Annotated in this window: 18 protein-coding genes; 7 read left to right on the forward strand and 11 right to left on the reverse strand. The window is 32.9% G+C overall.

The annotated features are described in order from the left end of the window. Positions 1-94: 94 nt before the first annotated feature. Entirely contained in the window at positions 95-2,335 is a 2,241-nt protein-coding gene (locus ACM5BR_RS17160; protein WP_416829271.1) for an anaerobic ribonucleoside triphosphate reductase, read from the forward strand. 29 nt (positions 2,336-2,364) lie between these two features. Then, a complete protein-coding gene (gene nrdG / locus ACM5BR_RS17165; RefSeq protein WP_416829272.1) occupies positions 2,365-2,889 on the forward strand; it encodes an anaerobic ribonucleoside-triphosphate reductase activating protein in 525 nt (174 codons plus the stop codon). 127 nt (positions 2,890-3,016) lie between these two features. On the opposite strand, the gene ACM5BR_RS17170 is transcribed toward nrdG, so the two are convergent. Further along, positions 3,017-3,523: a GNAT family N-acetyltransferase gene (locus ACM5BR_RS17170; RefSeq protein WP_416829274.1), complete on the reverse strand. Its 507-nt coding sequence runs from the start codon at positions 3,521-3,523 to the stop codon at positions 3,017-3,019. A gap of 343 nt (positions 3,524-3,866) precedes the next feature. On the opposite strand from ACM5BR_RS17170, the gene ACM5BR_RS17175 reads away from it, so the two are divergent. The 4 genes from ACM5BR_RS17175 (at position 3,867) to ACM5BR_RS17190 (ending at position 7,306) form a co-directional block, all read left to right on the forward strand. Next, positions 3,867-4,190 carry a PadR family transcriptional regulator gene (locus ACM5BR_RS17175; RefSeq protein ID WP_416829275.1) on the forward strand — a complete coding sequence of 108 codons (324 nt, stop codon included), beginning with the start codon at positions 3,867-3,869 and terminating at the stop codon, positions 4,188-4,190. Further along, complete coding sequence (locus ACM5BR_RS17180; protein WP_416829276.1) at positions 4,183-4,746, forward strand: HAAS signaling domain-containing protein; 564 nt, start codon at positions 4,183-4,185, stop codon at positions 4,744-4,746. The genes ACM5BR_RS17175 and ACM5BR_RS17180 overlap by 8 nt, the downstream gene beginning before the upstream one ends. A 1-nt stretch (position 4,747) precedes the next feature. Beyond that, on the forward strand, positions 4,748-5,578 hold the full coding sequence (locus ACM5BR_RS17185) for a DUF4097 family beta strand repeat-containing protein (RefSeq protein WP_416829278.1): 831 nt from the start codon (positions 4,748-4,750) through the stop codon (positions 5,576-5,578). 348 nt (positions 5,579-5,926) lie between these two features. Then, entirely contained in the window at positions 5,927-7,306 is a 1,380-nt protein-coding gene (locus tag ACM5BR_RS17190; RefSeq protein WP_416829279.1) for a catalase, read from the forward strand. A gap of 156 nt (positions 7,307-7,462) precedes the next feature. On the opposite strand, the gene ACM5BR_RS17195 is transcribed toward ACM5BR_RS17190, so the two are convergent. The 4 genes from ACM5BR_RS17195 to ACM5BR_RS17210 form a co-directional block, all read right to left on the reverse strand. Then, positions 7,463-8,170 (reverse strand): ABC transporter permease, encoded by a 708-nt coding sequence (locus ACM5BR_RS17195; RefSeq protein WP_416829281.1) that lies wholly within the window; start codon positions 8,168-8,170, stop codon positions 7,463-7,465. Continuing rightward, complete coding sequence (locus ACM5BR_RS17200; protein ID WP_416829283.1) at positions 8,170-9,015, reverse strand: ABC transporter ATP-binding protein; 846 nt, start codon at positions 9,013-9,015, stop codon at positions 8,170-8,172. The genes ACM5BR_RS17195 and ACM5BR_RS17200 overlap by 1 nt, the downstream gene beginning before the upstream one ends. Before the next feature lie 171 nt (positions 9,016-9,186). Then, on the reverse strand, positions 9,187-10,332 hold the full coding sequence (locus ACM5BR_RS17205) for a LytTR family transcriptional regulator DNA-binding domain-containing protein (protein ID WP_416829284.1): 1,146 nt from the start codon (positions 10,330-10,332) through the stop codon (positions 9,187-9,189). A gap of 81 nt (positions 10,333-10,413) precedes the next feature. After that, positions 10,414-10,626, reverse strand: coding sequence for a hypothetical protein (locus ACM5BR_RS17210; protein WP_416829285.1), 213 nt, complete (start codon positions 10,624-10,626; stop codon positions 10,414-10,416). Positions 10,627-10,929: 303 nt separating this feature from the next. On the opposite strand from ACM5BR_RS17210, the gene ACM5BR_RS17215 reads away from it, so the two are divergent. Beyond that, positions 10,930-12,051, forward strand: coding sequence for a M20 metallopeptidase family protein (locus ACM5BR_RS17215; protein ID WP_416829286.1), 1,122 nt, complete (start codon positions 10,930-10,932; stop codon positions 12,049-12,051). Between the two features lie 602 nt (positions 12,052-12,653). On the opposite strand, the gene ACM5BR_RS17220 is transcribed toward ACM5BR_RS17215, so the two are convergent. The 6 genes from ACM5BR_RS17220 to ACM5BR_RS17245 all read right to left on the reverse strand — a co-directional run bounded on the left by ACM5BR_RS17220 (position 12,654) and on the right by ACM5BR_RS17245 (position 23,351). Further along, on the reverse strand, positions 12,654-13,877 hold the full coding sequence (locus tag ACM5BR_RS17220) for a phosphorylase family protein (protein ID WP_416829287.1): 1,224 nt from the start codon (positions 13,875-13,877) through the stop codon (positions 12,654-12,656). Between the two features lie 20 nt (positions 13,878-13,897). Further along, entirely contained in the window at positions 13,898-14,359 is a 462-nt protein-coding gene (locus ACM5BR_RS17225; RefSeq protein WP_416829288.1) for a response regulator, read from the reverse strand. Then, entirely contained in the window at positions 14,334-17,861 is a 3,528-nt protein-coding gene (locus ACM5BR_RS17230; RefSeq protein ID WP_416829290.1) for a hypothetical protein, read from the reverse strand. Before ACM5BR_RS17230 ends, ACM5BR_RS17225 begins: the two co-directional genes overlap by 26 nt. Before the next feature lie 519 nt (positions 17,862-18,380). After that, entirely contained in the window at positions 18,381-19,310 is a 930-nt protein-coding gene (locus tag ACM5BR_RS17235) for an AlbA family DNA-binding domain-containing protein (protein WP_416829292.1), read from the reverse strand. Between the two features lie 171 nt (positions 19,311-19,481). Then, positions 19,482-21,368, reverse strand: a complete 1,887-nt coding sequence (locus ACM5BR_RS17240; RefSeq protein ID WP_416829293.1) for a TnsD family transposase — start codon at positions 21,366-21,368, stop codon at positions 19,482-19,484. Positions 21,369-21,428: 60 nt separating this feature from the next. Beyond that, positions 21,429-23,351: a TnsD family Tn7-like transposition protein gene (locus tag ACM5BR_RS17245; RefSeq protein ID WP_416829295.1), complete on the reverse strand. Its 1,923-nt coding sequence runs from the start codon at positions 23,349-23,351 to the stop codon at positions 21,429-21,431. Position 23,352 lies beyond the last annotated feature (1 nt).

Genomic DNA, 23,352 nt, shown 5'->3' on the forward strand with positions numbered 1-23,352 from the left:
ATGTTCGGTAATTATGATGAAATTGATTTTAAAATGTATATATAATACCACATTAGAGACTAATCGTATTTTTTTATGAAAGAATGGGATGTATATGAAAACAATAAATAAACATCAAGAAGTAATAAAACGAGATAAGTGTATTGTGCCATTTTGTGCAGATAAAATCATTCAAGCTATTGAAAAGGCGGAACAAGCTACAAAACTGGGAGTAACCCCCACTCTCGCTCAAAGTATATGTAATAAAGTTTTGGAACAAATTCAAGTAGACATAATTTCTGTAGAGGAAATTCAAGATTTAGTTGAAATCGAACTTATGAAGAGTGAGCGAACAGATGTAGCAAAAGCTTATATTTTATATCGTGAAGAACGAACAAAAGCAAGAAATGGAAAATCATTTGAAACGATTGCATCCATTATTAGAGCTGAATCTAATGATATTACAAAAGAAAATGCCAATATGAGTGCTGAAACACCTTCTGGGATGATGATGAAATTTGCGAGTGAAACGACAAAAGCTTATACTTTCTCAGAATTGTTGAAACCAGAGCATCGCTTTTTACATCGTACCGGAGCCATTCATATCCATGACCTTGACTATTATCCTACGCGGAGCTTAACTTGTGTTCAACACCCGCTTGATCAAATGCTTGAACATGGATTAGAAGTGAACCATGCTTCCTTACGTCGTCCTAACAGTATTCATGGAGCCACAGTGATGGCTTGTATTTCCCTTGAAACTGCACAAAATGAAATGCATGGAGGGCAAGCTATCCCAGCTTTTGATTTTTATATGGCTCCTTTCGTTAAAGTAACTTATGAAAAAGAATTAAAGAAGGCTTGTGAATTTACAGGAAGTGATTTTGATGAATTAAAGAAACTTCCAATAGCCGTTTATAAAGAAACAAGTTTAGAAGGGTTAACAGGACAAGAAAGGGTTCTCCAACATGCGTTAAACCGAACTGTGAATGCGGTTTATCAAGCGATGGAAGGGTTTATCCATAATATGAACAGCATTCATTCGCGCGGAGGCAATCAAGTCGTATTTTCATCCATTAATTATGGGACAGATACATCACCGGAAGGACGTTGTGTGATGGAACAATTGCTGCGATCAACTGAACGTGGTGTTGGTAATGGACAAACAGCGATTTTCCCAATTCAAATTTTTAAAATAAAAGATGGTGTGAACTTAAAAGAAGGAGATCCAAATTATGATTTATTTCAATTGGCCTGTCGCGTGACAGCGAAACGTTTCTTCCCTAATTTTATTAATTTAGATGCGCCATTTAACCAACATAATAAGTGGAATTCAGAAGACCCGAAACGTTATCTCTATGAAACTGCGACAATGGGCTGCCGTACTCGTGTCTTTGAAAATCTTCATGGGGAAAAAACATCCATCGGCCGGGGAAATGCATCCTTTACTTCGATTAACTTAGTGCGCATCGCTTTAGAAACAATGGAAGAAGTAAAAAAAGAACAACTTCCTGAAGAAGAAAAATGGAATCGATTCTATACAAAACTTGAGTACATGGTCGAGACAGTTGGAGAGCAATTAAAAGTACGTTATGATTTCCAAAAACAGGCTTTAGCAAAACAATTTCCAACGCTGTTGAAATATTTATGGCAAGGCGGACGCCAATTAAAACCGGAAGATCATATTGAAAAAGTTATCAATCAATCTACTTTAGGTATTGGATTTATAGGATTAGCAGAATGTTTACTAGCTTTAATTGGAAAACATCAGGGAGAGTCTGAAGAGGCACAAGCAACAGGTTTAAACATCGTATCATTTATGCGTGATAAATGTACGGAACTAAAAGAACGTTATCAGTTTAACTACAGCCTGCTTGCTACCCCTGCCGAATCCTTGTGCAAAAAGTTCCCTAAGCTTGACCGGGAACGCTTTGGCGAAGTTGAAGGAGTAAATACACGAGAATATTATACAAACTCGAATCATGTGCCTGTATGGCATCCTATTTCTGCAATCAAGAAAATGCAAATTGAAGCTCCATATCACCCATTAACATTGGGTGGACATATTGCATATATTGAATTGGATGGAAAGGCATCAGAAAACTATCAGGCAATTCAAAAGATGGTACTTATGGCACATCATCTGCAAATTGGTTATTTCAGTTTAAATCATACAGTTTGTCGGTGCTTAGATTGTGGGCATGAAACGAATCATGCAGAAACAACAGAGTGTGAGTCGTGCCAAAGTAATAATATTGATGTCATTCAACGGATTACAGGTTACCTAGTAGGAACAACATCCAAATGGAACGAAGGGAAAAAGGCCGAATTACGAGATCGAGTTGTTCATTCTTGAAACAAATGATATAAGGAAAGTGAACATACATGAACATAGCAGGGTTTTATCCGGATTCCATTTCCAATGGAGAAGGGTGGAGAGCGGTTCTCTTTGTAGCAGGCTGCCCGCATCACTGTCCAGGATGTCAGAATCCACAATCATGGGATAAAGACTATGGAGAACCATATAATGAAGATGATGTATATAATCAAATTGTAGAGAATCCCTTTTTAGATGGTTTAACTTTGTCGGGAGGAGAGCCCTTCCTTTACTGCAGAGAGCTCTTTTCATTAGTTCAACGGGTTAAAGAAAACGGATTAACGATTTGGTCTTATACTGGTTTTACATTTGAAGAACTTTTGCAATGGTCTAAAAAGAATATGGATGTTCTAGCATTTCTAAAAGAAATTGATGTATTGGTAGATGGTAGATTTCTAGCAGAAAAAAAGGAACCGAAAAGAATATTTCGTGGAAGTGCCAATCAACGGATTATCGATGTGAAAGCTTCAATTGAAAAACAGGAAGTTGTATTACACTTGCTATCCGAAAGTGAAAATGGTTTAGACAAATAAGTCGATTAATAAAAAAAGCTATCGTTTTGAATAAAGCTTGATCAAAACGATAGCTTACTTTTATTTTTAAGAGCTGTTTTTTATATAAGCTCCATATTTCACTAAAGCACCTGTTAGTTCAAGAAGATTAATTATTATTTTTATAGTAGAAGATGGTAGCAGCTAATTCACCATTCTCAGATTTCGCATAGTTAGGAATCCGTCCAGCTTGAATATAACCTAATGAAGTATATAGTTTATTGGAAGGGTCTCCTTCTCTAGTATCTAATACTAAAAGAGACCTGCTTTCTTGTTTTGCTCTTTCTTCTGCTTTTTGCATAAGTGAGCGTCCAATACCGTTACGTCTAAAGTTTGGATGAGTCATTAACTTGCAAATTTCAGCTCTGTGGCTTCCATTTGGCTTTGTAATTAAATGCAATTGAACACTGCCCGCCACTTTATTGTTTATTTTAGCAAGAAACAATATCACCTCTGGTGCTAAGACAGTTTGCCAATACTTTGTCGCTTCTTCTTGTTCCAGTGGAGGTAAAAAACCTATTGACGCTCCATCATCTACTACGGTTTTCAAAAGTTCAGAAAGCTCTTCAATATCTTCATCAAGTAGTTTAATCTCTTTTATTTCTAGATCTTGCATCACTTTTCCCCCTTTTGTTCACTCAATATATAATTGTATATTATCACCAACAACACCCATTCCCTTCTTTTTTTCTATTTCTCTTCTAATTCTTGATGGGATTAGATAATATATTTACCTCTGCTTCAGTCAATTGACGGTTTACAATTGCAACAAAATCAATATCGCTAGATCCTTCATAAATAATCAAATTTAGATTTGGAAAAAATTTGTTAGAAATATAGCCCAGTACCTTGCATTAATTAATAGTAAATGGTATTTTATTCATAGATAAGGAATATATGTATATTCAGCTATTATACATTGCACAGTATCAACCATTACTTTATAGGTGGTGAGTTATTTGAATATTCAATTTAAAAAAGGTGCACTGGAATTATGTGTATTGGTCTACACGTTGAAAAAGGATCGTTATGGATATGAGTTGGTTCACAGCATCTCTGATAAAATCCAAATTGCGGAAGGAACCGTATATCCTTTATTACGACGCTTAACGAAAGAGGGCTATTTCGCAACATACTTGTCGGAATCCAATGAAGGCCCGCCTAGAAAATACTATCAGCTGACGAAAGCAGGACAAGAATATCTTGAACGGTTAGTAAAGGAATGGAAGCAATTTTCTGCCAGTGTCAATGAAATTATTAAGGAGGGAATGAAGTATGACTAAACAACAATTTTTAAATGAACTAAACCGTCTGTTAGTACCATTGCCTGATGAGGAACGAAAAGATATTTTAAGTGATTATGAGTCACATATTGATTCTGCGATAAAAAATGGAAAAAGCGAGGAAGAGGCGGTTAAAGATTTAGGTTCGCCGAGAACAATCGCATTTGAATTAGGGACTCCTATTGAGAAGACGGACACTGCCGATTTGATCTCACAAAAGGAAACTACAAATCGAAGTGTCGGTCCTAACATTTTTGCATTTTTAGGAATGCTGCTCTTCAATCTCATTTTCATTGTTGGACCTGCATTGGGTATCGCTGGGGTATTTATTGGGCTTTATGCCGCGTCAATCGGTTTTCTTGTTACACCACTTGGATTCATCATGAATTTGTTTACACACGATACACCGATTCTTCTTATGTTCTTCGTCGTCCTTGCGGCTTTTTCATTTGGGTATCTGCTGTTATGGTTAACGAACTTTTTAGCAAAAGGTTATATACGCTTACTCTATTGGTATTGGAAGCTTAATGTGAAAATCGTGAATGGGGGTTATTAGAGTGAAGAAACTTTCAATCCGTATTGCTATATTAGGATTGGTAATTGGGGTCATAGGAGTTTTCTGTTTTGGTTTTGTCAATCCTGCTCCGTCAGTCACAGTAGATGAAACAAAAACGATTCAAGTAACGGATATCAACAAGATCTCGCTGGAATCCCGTTCATCTAGTGTCCATTTTTATCCTTCAACATCGGATGTTTTGACCGTTCATCTCTACGGCCAATCTTCCCGAAAGGATCAGGTGCTTTCCGTAAGTAAGAGCGGTGATACAGCAATGATTAATATCGGGCATAAAAAAGATTACATGTTTTTTACATTTTTTGGCTTCGTGAACAAAGGCTTGCAAGTTGATGTGGAAGTACCGCAAAAAATGTACAGTGAAATAACTGGCCGTTCTTCCGCAGGGCATATCGAAATCCAGCAAATTTCAGCTGGTCGCTTTGATTTAGATTCTTCCGCAGGCAGTATTAAAGCTGACGACTTAAAAGGGGATGTAACCGCCCATTCTTCTGCGGGAAGTATAAATCTAACTAACATTGAGGGAAAAATGGATTTAGACAGTAGTGCCGGTTCAGTTAATGTCCGATTAAAGGCAATTACGCATGACATCACCGCTCACAGCAGTGCCGGTTCCATTCAAATTGTGACCGAACAGCAGCCGGAGTCCCTTCAACTGAATGCCCGGTCATCCGCAGGCAGTGTTAAAAGCAATCTAGCAAACATTTTGTACAGTACAAATGAACGTGACCGTGTCAACGGCTCCATTGGTTCAGGTGGACCTAAGCTGCAACTAGATTCCAGCGCGGGTTCCGTATCCATCAACAAACATTAGAAGTTTAAAGATACAATCATAGAATGGAAAACTGTTTAGGCTATCGAAATTCGATAGCCTTTTTGTGTCTGGATCAATTACATCGTCTATGACAGCTTCGTTTTCTAGTAAGCTAGTGGACTTTGCTCTTCTCCAAAGGTCCACTGCATAGGAGTTTTCTTTAACTAGCGGTCTGTTCACACATCGGTTCAAATTCACTTTATATTGCAATTCCCTGAAAAATGCTACTAACTTTAAGAAACTATATTTCTAATGAATGTTGAACATCAAAGAAGAAGATACATATTCGAGCCTTAAAAATCATATTTAGTAACGATTGATGGAAATTAAATTTTGGAGGCTATAATAATGAATGAAAAGCATCATAAACAGAGGCAAACTTTATTAGAGGAAAGCCATTATGAGAATCGAGACCTCTCCAATGAGCCAGCTAAACTTCATTCCCAGACGATTGGCTCTGGGGGATCTGTACTGGAACAAGATGGTGTACTACACGAAACCTTACAAGAATTTATTCATGAAAAGATTTTAGAAAGACCCGTTCATGTAAAAGGATTTGGTGCATTTGGTTATTTTCAAACGATATATTCGATGTCCGAACATACAAAACTGAGCTTTTTACAAAATTCTAATCAGAAAGTTCCTGTTATGGTTCGCTTTTCGTTAGCTGTCAGTACGAAAGGAACACCTGATACATCTAGAAATGTAAGTGGTTTTGCTACAAAATTTTATACAGAAGAAGGCGCTTTTGACCTTTTATGTAATCACATTCCTGTCTTTTCTGTTCGTGATGCGATACGATTTCCGGAATTTATTAAAGCAATCTTACCTTCACCAAAAAATAATTTAATTGACCCTAATAGGTTTTGGAGCTTTGTAGCAAGAGCGCCTGAATCGATTCATTTTATTGTACGTTTATACTCAGATGCTGGTACGATAAAAAGTCTTCGCCGCATTCCAGGACATAGTGTAAATACATATGTTTGGAGAAATGCTCAAGGTATTAGAAAGTACGTTAAATACCATTGGTACCCATTTGAAGGTGTACAATACATTAGTCGCGAAGAAGCAAATAGACTAGCTGCTGAAAATCCTGATTACGCTGGTAAAGATTTATACGATACGATTGCAGGTGGTAAACCGGTGGAATATGGCTTATATGTCCAGCTCATGAACCCAAAGGATGAAGCAAATCTTTCTTATGATCCTTTAGACGATACAAAAGTATGGGATGAACAAGAGTATCCCCTAATACCAGTAGGCAAAATGGTATTAAATATAAATCCTGATAATTATATGGAACAAGTAGAAAAAGTCGCCTTCTCCGTTTCTAATTTACTAGACGGCGCAGAATTATCTGATGATAAAATACTGCAGGGCCGTGCCAATATTTATAGTGATTCTCAAAGAAGAAGAATTGGAACTGAATTTCGTAAGTTACCGGTTAACCAACAGCAAAATTGGACACCAGCTAATCAAATTACAAGTGGTGATGGAAGATATGTTGAAGGCAAACTAGAAAGAACTTCTATAACAAAGCAAGACGATTTTGGGCAGGCTGGTGAATTCTATACGAGGCTACCTCAAATAGAAAAAGAACATCTTGTCGAAAATTTAGCCAGTGATTTGAAAGTCATATCTGATGATATTAGAAAGAAAGTTATGGAGTATTTCAATAAAGTATCATCTGACTTAGCAAAGAGAATTGAGATTGAAATGAAAAAGTGATAAGAAGATTAAAAAACGTCATTATTACGATTAAAATGACGTTTTTTTGTATAAAATTTATTAATTTCCACCATGTTCTTAATAACCGTATACTTTCACAAATACTACAATTGTTGCATTGAAATTAACGTGCAACAATTCCATTGATTCTTTCTTTCAATCAAACCTGCGTTTTTTATAGATGACCACTGTTATAACAATTGATAAGGCTACCCATCCCAATAGCACAAGCATATTATCAATGATTTTACTAAAGCCTTCTCCATTGCTTAAACCGAGCCAAATTGCGTTTAATTGTTCATTCGGTAAATAATCGATGACCTTTAAGAGCATTTCGTTTTTTACCATTGGTTTAAGCATAGAACTCATCCCAAATATCACCATTACAGGCATTCCGATAATACTCGTTTCCATTACCGTTCTTGATAGCAAGCCAAGAATTGTTCCAATCGCAAGATAAAAAATCAAACCCAATATGACACTTAATACAAATAATGGAGGTGATGGAACTTTGTAATCTGATAAAAAGATGGAGCCAATAATAACAACAATCGTCGTGACAGCAGATAATGCACTTTTTCCTATTAAAATCTCCAAAGTACTTGCTGGTGATAATAATAATCCTCTCAAAGTATTTTTCTCTTTTTCTTCTGCGACCATTGCTGATTGAATAAAAGCACCGGCGATAACAAGAGCAAGATTGATTGGATATGTGTTCAATACGGCTCTGTCATCACCCATGCGTCCAAGCCACGCAGCTAAAACTAAAGGTAAAGCTAACGTAAAGATAATGTATGAATTTCTTTGTAGGTCTTTCCAATCCTTTATAAATATTGCATTTACTCGTTTAAATGAAAAGGACATCATAAATTCCTCCCTGTTAATTGTACGAAAATGTCTCCAAGTGTCGGTTCATTTGAATGAATCGTTAAAAGCTCTCCAGCTTTCATATATCGGTAGATTTCTTTTGCACCTTCTTCGTCTTTATCAACAATAACTGAACGGTTTCCCTTTAATAAAAGTGAAATCGATGTGTTTTCTTGTTGTGCTCTTAAATTTTGAGGTGTATCGAGTAGCCTGATTTCCCCATTGTGTAAGAATGCAACTCGATTACAAAGCTCTTCTGCCTCTTGCATATCATGGGTCGTTAAAAAAATGGTTGTCCCTTCTTGATTTAATTTTTTTAGACCCTCATGAATATGCTTCGTATTGACTGGATCTAAGGCTGAAGTCGGCTCATCTAAAAAGAGAAGATCAGGTTTATGGAGGATGGCACGTGCCAATGTGACACGCTGCTTCATTCCTTTTGATAGCTTTTGAACTAGTTTTTTCTTATCTTGTACTAGATTAACTGATTCAAGAACCTCATTAATTCTACTTTTCTCTACTTCATATAAATCACAATATAATGCAAGGTTATCGTAGATGCTAAGCCGATCGTAAAGACCACTATTATCCGTTAAAATACCGATTCTCTTCATATAACTAGGATCTTTTAATTTATGTATTGGTTTTCCGAACACCTTGACCTCCCCAGCATTTGGATGCAGTTGGGCTGTTAATATTTTTATCATTGTCGTTTTACCAGAACCACTAGGTCCTAGAAAACCAATCGTTTCTCCTTTTTTCACTTCAAAGTTTACATTTTTCAAAGCTATATTGTTTTCAAATGATTTAACAAGCTCCCTTACTTCGATAACATTTTCCATTTCAATTTCTCCCTTTTCCGTTTGTGCTTTCTTGATTCAAGTTTAGCTGCAATAGTAGACAAACGCAGTAATATCAAGGTGAAAAGAGTGTAGGTAAGGTTGAATGGCATCAATTTTCAGATGAATGGAGCATATTTTTTGTCCAAAAATACGTTTTACCGTGAATATAAATTAGATCCCGATGATATCCTTCAACTCATTTAATTTCCCTTTAGATAATGGAACAGAACTTTTCTTTGGATCTCCAAGAATTAAACTATAGCTATTTCTAGTCCAAGTAATTACCTCACGTACTCTTTGTAAATTGACAATATATGATCGATGGCAACGGAAAAAACCAAATGGTTGTAATCGATCAGATAATTCATTTAAAGTTATGGAACAAGGAAAGACTTCTCCATTAACATGTAGTTGTGAAATTCCTTCATTACTCTCAACGAAAACAATCTCCGTAGGATCAAATAGGATGATTTTTTCATTGATTTTTGCTGGAATCTTTTCGAATCGCAACTGTCTGTGAATGGTCGTTACTTCCCCTTCAGCTTGTTCTTTATCCTCCCTTACCTCTTTAGAAACTGAACTTACAATTTTTTCACTTTCTATCTCAGTAGCTAATTGTTCTTGTGAACCAACAGGAAGGTCTTCTTTGGAAACTGAATGTAATTCTTCATTTTCCTCATCCACCACTTCAATCTTCTTTAAGCCTTCTTCATTAAGACGGTAAACAATATTTGTCATAGAAATTGCACTTTCAAAGTTATTTGTTGTGATAAGAATCGCCTTACCTTGCTCAGTGAATTCTTCTAATACTCTTTGCATAATGATTTTACTTTCTATATCAATGTTTTGGTCAGGCTCTTCCATAAGTAGGAGATCTGGCTGATGTAAAAGGACTCTAGCAAGCTGTAACCGTTTTTTTTCTGAAAAAGAAAGCTTGATAATTTTCGTATTAACTTTCTCAATTAAATCAACTTTTTGAATGACTGAATCGGTCTCAATGTCCACATCATATAGCCTTTTAAAAAACTTCAGATATTCCTTTGGTGTAAGACGATCATACAAAGCTTCATCTAACATAAAAATCCCTACACGCTTAGATAAGCTTTTATAATGAACGTTTAATGGCAACCCTTCTAACAAAATCTCGCCATTCGAAATCGGAGTCTCTCCAATCATCATGTGTATTAACTGTTTTCCAACTTCATTATTGCACTGAATTGCAACCGCCTCTCCCTTATGAAGCTCTAAATCTATCTTTGGAAAAAGAATCCTATTTCCTTTACTTTTTTCAATTTGGTTTATTTGTAATATACTCATGCGCTAAGACACCTCAATTAGAGAAATTAGATTTTATAACTTTATACCGTCAACAAAATGGAAATTTGATATTATCAAGCCCTAAAAATAAAGGAGAACACATACACATTCATCTTCACGGATTTCATATGTAACTAATCTAATAATTTCATTTTTATCATTCATGAAAACAAAACCATCTAATTCGTCACATTTATATACTCCTATTGAAATGATCATTTCAGAGCTACCCCAATGCTCTTTAAAAAATGAAATTACTTCAGCTTTATTTTCACGATTAATTGCTTGAATCATAATTATTCCCCTTCATACCCTTGTGTCAAATATAAAATTACTGAATATTCCATATAATTATTATACAATATGGAAAAAGCCGTCACTAAATCTATTAGTATCGGCTTTATTTTTAATGACTATAAGAATAGTAATTGTATCATTTTTCAGCAATTCTCAAGAATATATTGATGTGTTTTGTTAAATGGCTTAAGTTATTGTTATAGAAAGGGGAAATATACGCTATAACACCAGGAAACTCCCTCTTCCACTATTTGAGAGGAAGACAGATTTTAATTTGGCCAATATGTAGGAGTGATTTCAATGGATCGAAAAAATTTAGATTTATCAGTTCAATTACGACATGAGTTACATGCACATCCGGAATTATCTTATCAAGAAGATTGGACAAAACAGCATTTAATGGAATTCCTTAAAAAACATACGACTAACTTAGAAATTACCGATAAGGGTAAGTATTTCTATGTAAAATATATGACAGGTAACAACAAACCAACGATTGCCTTTCGCGCTGATTTTGATGCACTGCCAATTCCGGAAACCATTGATCTTCCATGGAAATCCCAATATGAAGGCGTTGCCCATAAATGCGGCCATGACGGACACGCTTCTACTCTTGCTGGATTCGCCCTTGAAGTAGATCAAAAAGGTGCAGATAAAAATATTATCTTCCTCTTCCAGCATGCGGAAGAGACAGGACAAGGTGCCCTTGATGCCCGTGAAGTCATTAAAGAAGAAAATATTGAAGAAATCTTCGCTTATCACAATATGTCGGGTATTCCGTATAATACAGTAAGTGTCATCGATGGAACAGCATGGTGTGCTTCTAAAGGAATGTCAATTGAAATGGTTGGTTCTCCTGCGCACGCAAGTGAGCCGGAAAAAGGTGTAAATCCTTCTTATGCTATCGCTGAAATCGTTGCGGCAATTCCTAAGTTTATTGCTCCAGATCACTATGAAGGCTTAGTTCTCTGTACCATTATTCAAATTGATGTAGGCTCTGAAAATTATGGCATTTCAGCTCATGAAGGTGCCTTACGTCTGACCATTCGTGCAGAAAAAGAAACAGAATTAGATAAACTTCAAAAAAAACTTGAGGATTTTGCATTAAAACTTGGCAAGGAACAAGGGATTAAAGTAAGTTTTAAATACTCTGATGTATTCCCGGAAACGGTTAATACTAAAGAAAGCGCTGATAAGGTTCGTAAGGTTTGTGAAGAAAAAGGGATTCCATTACGTGAATTGCAAAAACCATTGCGTTCATCAGAAGATTTTGGTTATTACCAAAAACTTATAAAAGGTGCCTATTTCCTTCTTGGAAATGGAGAAGATCATGCTCCTATCCACACTTATGAATATGATTTTGTCGATGAACTTATCGAAACAGGAGTAGAAGTATTTAAAGGCTTGGCAGGAACAAAATAATAGAATGACGGGGGATGCCCATAGCAAACTCTTAATGGAGGGCAGGGTAAAAACAGACGTCTAAATCTTTTAATAGGGGTCTCACCAACATTATGCGCTTATCTTAACTCTTACATAGAAAACCTTTGTTTATCGATGTTTTATTCATTGAAGTCATATAAACAACGTATTCTTCTAGAAAATGAGCCTCGACCTTCTTTAATCCACTTCTCAATTTTAGATGTTCTTTTTCTTTTAGACATAAAAACACCCCTTTGGTTAATCATAACCAAAGGGGTAGAGCTTCGTAACTTTTTTTAAAACGTCGCGACTTTATTCTAAAGCCACAACATTTTGTTCACCGACATTAATGTTGGTAACCAAAAAACCCGTTAATATCAAGGATTAACAAGTTTTTTAAACATTTTATACTTACATTAATGTTGGTAACCAATTTTTAAGTAAATTTCATTGACTTACATTAATGTTGGTAACTATATAAACCCCCAGATGCTGTAGAGTTATGAACCCGTCATCCAGAATATATCTCTTGTTTCAACAGAATGGAAGAAATCCACACTAATATTCTTTATTAAGAAGTAAGTCTAGCCAAAAATTCATAACTAAAATTCCAACTGTTCCTCAATCAAATACTTCATAAACTTTGCACTCGTGTTTGCTGCATATTTTTGAAAATTATCACCTTTTTTAGCATCTGCAAAGTCACATATAGATTTAATTATTATAGGAATTGTTAATTGGTTATTTATGTTATTTGAAGCATAGAATACTCCATAAGATTCCATGTCCAAACCTACTGTCTTCCTTGAGTGACTTTTTACTAAGTTTTCAATAATTTCACTATTAGCAACTACTGCTGAGCCACAGGCCATAGGACCACTGATTATTTGTAAGTCATGCTGTGGAGCTCCGTCGCATTCACGTTTAATCCTAAATAAAACATCGTTAAAATCTTGGCCTATGAGTTCCCTTATTTCAGGGTTTAGGGGAATTGCCTTTGGGTCTGGACTAAAACTTATTAATGAATCCTTAGTACTATCCTGAATGTATTTCCCATTACTATAATTCCAAATCTCTGATGGGATAATAATATCGCCAAAATTATTTTCGGTATTTATTCCTGCTGCAATTCCAACCATAATAATATACTTGGGTTTAAAGTTGTAGATTAATTTCACTGTTAAAGAGGCAGCAGCAGACATCCCCATTTCAGACTGTTGAGCAGTTACTACCTTTAAGGTCTTTTGTTTTAACCTAAACTCATTAGTATAGTAGTATGTTGGATCACCGTTAATTCTTTCTAGTTTCCAATTATCTTCCAAATTTTTTACTGCATCAGTTTCTGTTTTTACTGCAGTAATAATGGCAACATCACAATTATTCCCTTGTAAAGGGTTAGTTGTGCTTTTTTCACACAATAATGCATATTCAATCTTAGCTCTAATATTATCAGACCAATTGGTCGAAGTTTCATCAAACTTTAAGACTGGAAAAGCTAGCTTACTTTGTATTTCCCTAAAGCTCACCTCTAGTTCATCAAATGCAGTTAATACAATAATTTGCTTCGGTTTTATATATCTGTCAACAAAAACCACTTCATCAATGAACTCAATACCTGCTGTTTTTTTAGGGTCCTCACCTAAAACCTCAGGAATATTTAAATCTAGTATCATAAAATCAAACGCAGTATTAACTAACTCTCTTTTTGCTGCATTTAACTCTAATGTATGTATAATGTTATCTTGTTGAATTCCTTCTATTGAAGTTAATACTTGCATTAACTTTTTCAACTTGTAACTTTCATCATCCACCAATAAAATTTTCATAAGTGATCTACCTCAACCCCCTAAAGATTATGAATATCTTTGATAAGTTTTATTAAAGCATTTCTCCATTCTAGTGATGATGATTTATAATGGATGATACCTTTATAAGTTGAACTAAAATCTTTAATCATTCGTTCATCTAGTTGTTTTAAATTTAACTTATTATCATTTTCACCTAAGACATCAAATGCAGTTATAATTATTACATTTGTTTCTACTTTAATTCTTTTCATTTCTTCTAGAATATCAATACCTGCAAATGTCTCAAAATCATTACCCTCTTCATCATCACAATCTTTGAAATCATATAAGGGCAAACTCATATCTAATAGAATCAAATCGTATTTATTACCTCTAATTTCAGCTATACCGCTTGTTAATGAATTGGAAATTTTCAATTTACTATCAGGTATAAAATCTATTACTAATTTTTTAACTTCCAAAACCTTACTATCATCATCCTCTACATATAATATCCTCATTTACCACACCTTCCTCTAGAATCAAATTATCTATACCAATAAATGCAGAAATTTCAAAGTATTCATTCGTAACATCATAAAGAATGCTATATGGCGCGTTAATATTATATTGTAAAGTTTTATACATTTTATATAATCCTGAGCCCCCCTCAGTCTGTGTAAACTTTTTCAATATTTCATGACTCTTTGCATTATCGAAAACTTCTTGAACCTTACTTTCTATTTCCTTTGTTTCCATTCCGCCGCCTAAATTATTTCTTACTGTAATACTCATAAACTTTTCACTCTTAAAATCAATTCTTTTTTCTTTATATGCATCTTGTATAATATCAACCATCTCAGAATTTTCTTCTATAATAATAATATCTAAATTTAATTTTGAAAAATCTTCAACTCCTGAATGTTCTAACGCATTGTTTATTATTATGTTTAATATATCTACAAAATATGAAAATGACATTCCACTAAATTTATATGGTATTTGTATTTCTTGGTTTATTTTAATGTTATTAAAATTGTTATTTAGTTTATAATTAATTTCCATGCATGTTGCAACTAAATCCTCCATTGAATAATCTAGGTATAGGATATCTCTTATGTAAAAAACGTCAGTAAATTCTTTAATTACACTTTCTAATTTTACCTTGCATAAATTTATACTTTTGTTAATTTCTTTAACTAAATTACTTATTTCGCTTTTTTCTAATTCTTTCATATTAATTTCTAAAGTATTTAGGGCATCTATTAAATAGCCTTTTAAGTGACTTTCTATTTTTTTACGTAGCATTGTTAAAAGTTCATCTGTTTTTTTCCACAAAAGACTAATTATAGTTTCAAAAAAAACATCAAAATCAACAATATTATCAATATTGATCACTAAACAATTATTCACAAATATTGAATAATCTAGTAGCCCTTTATCTTTAATAGTGTATCTTATTCTTATCCATTCATCCTTAATTTCAGTTACCTTTTTATCAATTATAACTGTAAAGTCTGACAAGAATTGTTTTAATTTCTTGAAGTTGTTACTTTCTTCAGTTACAAGTTTATCCCAGTATTCATTTATTGAGTATATATCACTTCCATCATTAGCAGACTTGGACATTAAGTTATGTTCGTAAAATAGAGTAGTCAATTGGCTGTTGACATACCCATGTCTAATTCTTGAACTAAGAAATGTATTTAATCCATATTTTTCATTGTAAAGAAATTCCTCTGTAATTCTTGATATTATACTCTTTAAAATTATTACCTCCTGGCTGTAATTGACATCAGATTTTATCCGATTATTCATATCATAAACAATATTTTTTAAGACATCTAAATATTCTTGGTCTGTAATGTCTATACTTCTAACTTCATTTTCAAACTTTTTAACCGTAATATATTTATTGAAATTTTCTACTAGTATATCTTTGATTTCTGCCTTAATATTTTCTACATCAACAAATATTCGACTTTGATTAATTTGTTTAGTGCGGTCTCGTATACCTCTTTTTGTCATTATTCCATTAATTTCATCGTAATAAAGCTTCCTATTTTTAGGGTCTAAATTAATTAATTGTCTAAGTATCTCTGTTCGGACTTCATCTGCCATAGAGGCATTAGTGGCTAAACGTATGTCTCTTTTGATTAGATGTTGAACACAGATCTTATGTAAAAAATATACTAACAAAGATGTATCTTTGTTTATATTAACAATATCTTCAACTGAATTTAATTGGTTATAATCCATATAATTTGAATATGCAATGCGTTGAGTTTTATAATCATTCTTGTCGTACAAGTAAATAAAAATTGGATACTTTATATTTTTCTTAATTAATTCATCATCGCTTTTTTGGACCTTTTCGATTACTTCACTAAGTTCAAATCTCTTTATCAAATTCTGGTTAATAAAGTATGCATCAACTATCAATTCAATGCACTCTAGAAGTTGGTTATTTTTCTTATATGCTAATAATAACTTTCGAAGCACTCTCTCTAAGGAGTAATGATCATCTTTATTTAAATGCTCCTTAATTGAATTAAGTAATATTATTGCCTCATTAAAATTTTCACTCTCAATTTCCTTAGTAGCAATAAATAGTTGTTTTCTAAATGGGTCTAACACTCCAGGGCTTAATTCGAGTTCGTAATTATACATAAATAAATATAAAGAAGTAGTTAGTGGGCAGAGATTTTCAAATAGTCCTAAGAACTGTTTCTGATCTTCCTTTTTAGAAATATTACCTACAAAATTTGGAGTTAAAATTAAATCATTAATATGAGATAAATAGCTATTAATATTTTTTTCCGTAAACGCAAACTTTCTACTTATAAAACCTCTTATTTTAAACTTCCAACTTGTACCACTATATAATTTTAAGTACCCATATAGATTGGTAAACGACTCATTTGTACTTTCATTTATTGAATATATATTATATATATCTTGATATATTGGAAATTTAGGTGTTATCTCCTCAGACGCATTTATATGTGATTTTATTAAAAGTAATATCATTTGAAAGTCATTACTATTAGTATTTAGATAATCATTCAATTTCTGTATTGAAGTTAAATAGTCACCTTTTGTGTATAATTCAATTATTTCAAATACCTTTTCTTGTTCACCCGTGTTTGAAGGAAGTAATTCAAAGTCACCTTTTGAGTACTTCGCCAAAATATTTCTTATTCTATAATCATCAATTTCCCTAATTAAACCACTAGTCATAACTTCTAGGTCCTGAAATTCACATCTAAAAGACTCAACCTGTACTACTTCAAGGTAACTATTATAAAAATCAATTATTGACAATTGACTTTCAATTTGAATTATTGAATTATAATCATTTTTATAGCTATCATCTAAGTTTAATTTAAAATTAAAATAATTTTTAACAGCTTCTTGATCTCCTAGGGACTCAATAAACTTCTTAACTTTATCTTGGTAGTTCAAATAACTCATGTTTTTTTCAGCAACATAACTAGAAAATTCTAGTAATGTATTTACTATTAAATTATATTTTGTCTCTTTAAAAAATTTCTCCAAAAGCTTTTTATTTGCTTCTAATCCCCCTATCTGCTCCTCAAGCAAAAGTTTCTGTCCACTTGACCATAGTGAAACGCATACTTCTTCTTCTATTTTTAAAAGAGTAGAATATGCTTTATTATATTGTTCAGAGAAAAGAAATCTTTCGTAAACTTGCTTATACCATAAGTATTTGTTAATTTCACTATTAAATAAATCGATTAAAAAGTGTGCCCACTCTATAGTATCTCTTTTTGTTAAATTGTGATTGTATACCATTGTTTTATTACTGAAAGCTTTTAAATTACTTGGTAAGTATATTTTACGTAATTTACTTTTTAAAACATTATCATTAGTAAAGGCATTATAAATTTTATATGTTTCTACCCTATTAGTATTTAAACTGTACTTGTTAGTCATATTTATAAAAAATTTATCATCTTTTCTACTGAGTCTAATTATTCTTCGAATTTCTTCTCTGTTCATGAACTTTCCCTCACGTTCCTCCTATGGTTACGATAAACTTGCATAATTTCAATCCAACCTATCAACTTTGTCTGATAGTCTTTTCCTTTCTAATAATTTTATTTGACGCCTATTATTTTCTAAACTCTTAGTGGAACTCAATTTTTATAAATTATCTTTATTTATTTATTTTCTTCCTCAATTTGATTAATTTCGAAAAAAGGAAGCATTTCCCTCAATTAAAAAAAACACGAATTATTTAACACCCCTTGTAATTGTTTGCTTAACAGCATGATCATAAAAACTAGAAACTTTTATTCTAAGATGGTTGACAACTGTTCCAAATCTATCATTCTTACCGTAAGGCTCTCCTAAATTACTTATAACCTTAGTTGCAATATCCTAAGTCTTAATAGCAGTTCCATAATTTTTAACTATGTAGATACATCTCTTATCCCTTCTTACTACTAAAGAATTTGTATTTAATATTATTTTTTTCTAGATAATAATTAACAATTTTTCGAACCTTGTAAACAGATATTAAGATTTCATTTTATGTGTCCGAAACTTATGAGGAATCCCTTTTTGTTTTTTCACCTTCCAAAGAAAATCACCATTTACAAGCACATTTCCTTGTTCTATTGTTGTTGAGTATTGGTTCCCACGTGCATCAAATAATAAAAGTTCAAATTGGTAGTCATTGTTTCCAACACCGTATTCATCTATATTTAATCGAACAGGGTCAGATGAACCGAAAGATACAAATAATTGACCAACTATTTCTGATCTGGGTTGTAGTCCTATCTTAAAATCAGCTCCAATCACACTATCTATGCCATATACAGGATGGGTAGATAATTTCTTACCATCCTTATTGAGAATGTTCATATAACCTGAAGTGATTGTAATTGGATTATCTGTGCCATTTGCTAATAGTATATCTATAGAGGCACAACCATCAAAATCATGAACACCATAAAGTGTTTCTTCAAGAAATTTGACTTCAAATACCCCTTTATTTTGATACATGAAATCAAAATCGCTCCGTTTTGCTATAGAGTTTACACTCCCCTTACGAACTATACAAAGACCTTCATTTAATTTGTTATATTTTCGTTTAAGCATATAAGGTTTTCTATTTGTATTATAAATTCTAAAAACCCCCAGAAGAGTCCCTTCATATTCATACTTGAAATAATCAAACTGAATATCGGGCTCAATGTTACTCAAAATAACCTGGGTATAATTTGATGAATCAACAAATTCCTCAAGAATCCCCTTTATTTCTTTCCCTTCCGGTCTATCCTTAACTCCAATGATGATGAATTTATCGCCTTCATGACGGGAATTAGCCATTGCCATAATGTCTGCAATTAGGTCCATATGCTTGTCTTTCGAATATTGTTTTTCTTTAAAGTCCAGATAGTCACATTCATATCCGTACTTTACCAAATTTAGAATCTTATCCATATAGAATCTCCTTAATTCAGAAATTACATATGTATATGCAATTCGACAAAACTCGTCATTTCCCTGTATTTACCTAGTGAAATTTTAATATTTATATTAAATGAAGTAATCAACACTCCGTTTCATTTGTAAATACAAAAAGGACCATAATTGGTCCTTTCTTTACTTTTTTCAACTAACAAAGTTTTCATTTTTATAATCTTTATAAATCTCCTCTAGAATAAAAGTCCTAAACTTTTCTGCAGTGTGCCTTTTTAATCCTGCTTTACGAATTACTTCCCATTCTTTTATAGATGATATTGTTTTTCTAAACTCATTAATGACATACTTTATCCTTCTCATTTGAAATTGCTCAACAGATTCAGTACCTTGATTAATTAATTTCTTTGTTTTTGGGAGTTGTTCCAATCCTTTATTTAATGCTGTCAACTTACCTAACCTACGACCAATTTCATTTTTGGTTACTCTAATTAACTTATTTTTTTCAGATAAAATACTTTCGATAATCTTTTCTACCTGTATGGCCATTTCATAATCCCTTTTCTCCCAGTTAATCCTTGTGATACCCTTATTAGAAGTGACCTTTGTAGTAGATGGATAATTATTTTTTAACCAGTCTTTGTCATTCCGATATAGCCAGGCATACACCTTTGGATTTACTGAACGTAATTGAGTAATGGATTTATCTTTATTTTTTTTAAGGAGTAAGACCCATTGCTCTCTATATTTTTGTATTTCCTCAGTATTTCTAGAAGGAGATTTATTTTGGGGACCTTCAACATTCGATGTTAACATCTTTTTTATTGTCATAGGATCTGCTCCAAGTATTCTCGCCATTGCTCGTAAGGATAGCCCCGTTTGTGAAAGGCAGGTCAACTTTTCTTTCCATACACAACCAAACTCTTTGATTCTCCCAATTTTGAATTGGTCTTCATTTGTTTTGTCCGGCCCTTTTCTAGAAAAAACAAACCCACACGAACATGAAAATGTTCCAACAGGTAAACCCGTTTTATAATCCCTAGTTATTACACAAGAGTTTATTATAGGTTTTTGAAAGTGATCTGCAGCTTTATTCAAACAAAGCCATGGCCCACTTCCAAATGGTTTATACGAAATTGCACCGATTTGGCTAACCATAGATAAAATAGTTTCGCCTAAAAAGCCCAATATCAAAATATGCCTTAATGGATGACAGCTTACTCTAGGCTTTCTCAGTACCTTATGTAACCATGTATCTTCTTTATCAGAATCAACAAAACAGTTTATATCTAACAGGAATTCTTGACTGTAGTAGCAATTAAATAACGATATTAATTCCTGCCATCTAATTCTTCCCGCTACAGATGCTAATCCTCTTCCTTGTAATCTTTCCAAATAATATTTCTGCAAGTTTTCCAAACCCAATGGCTCAATTTTGTTGTTAAGAAGATAATACGTTTGATCAGCAATATATAATAAATGTTCAAAATCACTTTTTGACGTTGTCACCTTATCAACTGAATTCGATACTCTTATGCTGTTTTCAAGAGGAATGAATTCATGTTTATGCTTTCTTTCAGAAAAAGGGACTTGGGATTTTATAAGCCACGTTCTATGCTTAGGGCAAATTTTTACTCCTTCTACTTGATGTGTTCTATGCCAATATACTTCTCCCTGTGTTTTCATCTCATTTGCAACACACTCAATACAATAATTAAAATACTTAGGGCTTTTTATAGTACTTGCAACCCTTCCTAATCTCATGAAAAGAGCAGTCCCATTTTCTTCACTCATAGAAACTTTGATTTCTGTATATCTTTCTTTTAGGATAAATGGAGCATAATAGGGTAGTAACGTATGCTTTTCAATAAAGTAACTTGGATTATAAGAATCCTTGTGAGGTAGCCTTTTACATAATTGATTTAGGTTCGCTGGGAGAGTTGTTGTTGCACAAACAGTATTAGAACCAAATATTTCTTTGATTGATGATTTAGGATTCTCATTACCTGAATAGTCATGAAATCTTGCTAAAATACTATAAAAAAGCTCGTCTTCGTAAAGAAAAGGAAAGAATATCAATACAATCACTCCTTAAATTAGTATTAATATTCTTTCCTTATTTAAAAAACTTCTACCTGTCTACATACCTTTTTGTATTTTTTCCAGTACTTCAACTATTCTTTGCTTTGTTTCTTCTGAACAATTACGATATGACCTACGAAACGCAAGGATACTGTTTAATGTTCCATTTACATACCTATATGATTTTAGTTGTGAGACAATGATTGGAATATGTCGTACTTGATAATCTTCAACACTTTCTATATGTGAATCTAGCTCTGCAATAGTTTTAGGTAGTTTTTCCTTATGATTTAGTAAACGGTTTTTATCTTTAGGGTCTAAGATATTCATTATGTTATATTTTCTTATACGAAACGATGGATTAGAAGCTAATACCATTTCCGCAGCTTTTCTGACTTTAAATTTCAACTCAACATCTATTAATTCGTAATTTTGTATGTGCCTAACTGGAGGCAAGATCTCCTTCAGCCACTTTTTATCATTTTTTAAAATCCACAAGTATTCTTTTGGTGCGATTTTCCTAACATCCATTCTTGTTAGATTTCCATGGGACTTCTGCAAATAATTTATAATTTTATCCCTATAGGACTTTTTAGCTCCCTCTTCACAAGAAGCCGCTACTTCAATTAACCCTCGAAAGATTTCTGTTTTTTCTAAGTCATCTATCAACTTTTTAGGACTGCTTGTATCCTCAAAAAAATCATTTTTAAATTTATTTAAACATTCTCTTATTGTCCTTTTAGGAGACCCTGTGAGGTCAGCAATTTCCTTAACTTTATATCCATTGTTATATAATTCTTGTACTTTGCTCTCCCATAAAAACCCCCACTTTTCCAATTGAAAAATACTAGAGTTGTCACTATCTTCTGGGGATTCTTTTTTTATATATTCAAACCCACAAATTGGGCAGATGAATCTTCCTATATTGTTTTTTTCGGTAATAGTACGTTTGCACTTATTTATTGAATTATATAATTGAAAGGAAGGACATACGGGATTGTAACAAGGCCATGGGCCGATTCCAAAAGGTATTGGAACAGAATAATACTCCTTCTGTTCAGTCCAACTTTTTATTGAGCCCTCTAAAAATAAAATAAGAAGGATGTATAAAATAATAAATTGTGACATATATTTATGATTTAAAAAATACTGATTATTTCTTTTTATCAAAGATTCTGGGAATATACTTACTGAATTTAGACAATCAACCTGATAGTATTTAACTAAATCATTAATTATCCTACGCTTTTTTATATATCCTCTCAAATCGATATAGCCATTTTTCCCGAGCATAGCAATAATTTTTGCATATAAAATATGAGACTCCATATTTGCTGCATGATTTTTGAAAGATTGTAATTCACTAAATAAATTTAATTTAAATTTATTTATTTTATTCTTCTCAATCTTTTGATAATCAGTACCATAGCAACAAGGTTTTATCGATAATACTCCTTTAATTGAGTCTGAGAAAGGAGTACTGCATTTCGGGCAATTTTCGTCTAATTTAATAAAATGGGTTGGACAAAAATCTAGAAAATCTATTTGATGTTCTAAGTGTACATAAATTTCCCCATTCCTCTTAAAATCTTCTTGCATGCATATTATGCAATATTTTATTGTTTTCGACAGTACCAGTGTATTTCTTTGATTAGGTATTCTACCTACATAACTATTTTGACTTTTACCGTATAATATATCCATTTCTATCAGCGATAATCTTTCTTTTGATAAAAATGGTTTAAATAACGAAAACCAAGTACAGGAAAGAAATTTTTCTTTCAAGGCACAGTTTTCAACAGGTAGTTTTTTTAGTAGACTGGAAATATTTCTTGGAAAGGGTCTTAAGTTGCCTGAAGCAATATCGAATAACTCTTTTTTAGTGTCTTTCATGTCTACATTACCTGATCGATGGTGGTAACGAAATATTACGCTTCTAAAATCTTCATTTGGATACGGTTCAGGAAAATATACTAACAAA

Origin of the sequence: Ectobacillus polymachus (assembly GCF_048159605.1) — a bacterium.
In the GTDB taxonomy this organism is placed as follows: Bacteria; Bacillota; Bacilli; order Bacillales; family Bacillaceae_G; genus Ectobacillus; species Ectobacillus polymachus.

Excerpts from the sequence above, each read along its gene's own strand:
- ACM5BR_RS17230 (WP_416829290.1), bottom strand. The coding sequence starts at position 17,861 with ATGAACAGAGAAGAAATTCGAAGAATAATTAGACTCAGTAGAAAAGAT.
- ACM5BR_RS17225 (WP_416829288.1), bottom strand. The coding sequence starts at position 14,359 with ATGAGGATATTATATGTAGAGGATGATGATAGTAAGGTTTTGGAAGTT.
- ACM5BR_RS17235 (WP_416829292.1), bottom strand. The coding sequence starts at position 19,310 with ATGGATAAGATTCTAAATTTGGTAAAGTACGGATATGAATGTGACTAT.
- ACM5BR_RS17190 (WP_416829279.1), top strand. The coding sequence starts at position 5,927 with ATGAATGAAAAGCATCATAAACAGAGGCAAACTTTATTAGAGGAAAGC.
- ACM5BR_RS17170 (WP_416829274.1), bottom strand. The coding sequence starts at position 3,523 with ATGCAAGATCTAGAAATAAAAGAGATTAAACTACTTGATGAAGATATT.
- ACM5BR_RS17215 (WP_416829286.1), top strand. The coding sequence starts at position 10,930 with ATGGATCGAAAAAATTTAGATTTATCAGTTCAATTACGACATGAGTTA.
- ACM5BR_RS17180 (WP_416829276.1), top strand. The coding sequence starts at position 4,183 with ATGACTAAACAACAATTTTTAAATGAACTAAACCGTCTGTTAGTACCA.
- ACM5BR_RS17210 (WP_416829285.1), bottom strand. The coding sequence starts at position 10,626 with ATGATTCAAGCAATTAATCGTGAAAATAAAGCTGAAGTAATTTCATTT.
- ACM5BR_RS17200 (WP_416829283.1), bottom strand. The coding sequence starts at position 9,015 with ATGGAAAATGTTATCGAAGTAAGGGAGCTTGTTAAATCATTTGAAAAC.
- ACM5BR_RS17220 (WP_416829287.1), bottom strand. The coding sequence starts at position 13,877 with ATGAAAATTTTATTGGTGGATGATGAAAGTTACAAGTTGAAAAAGTTA.
- ACM5BR_RS17160 (WP_416829271.1), top strand. The coding sequence starts at position 95 with ATGAAAACAATAAATAAACATCAAGAAGTAATAAAACGAGATAAGTGT.
- ACM5BR_RS17195 (WP_416829281.1), bottom strand. The coding sequence starts at position 8,170 with ATGTCCTTTTCATTTAAACGAGTAAATGCAATATTTATAAAGGATTGG.
- ACM5BR_RS17205 (WP_416829284.1), bottom strand. The coding sequence starts at position 10,332 with ATGAGTATATTACAAATAAACCAAATTGAAAAAAGTAAAGGAAATAGG.
- nrdG (WP_416829272.1), top strand. The coding sequence starts at position 2,365 with ATGAACATAGCAGGGTTTTATCCGGATTCCATTTCCAATGGAGAAGGG.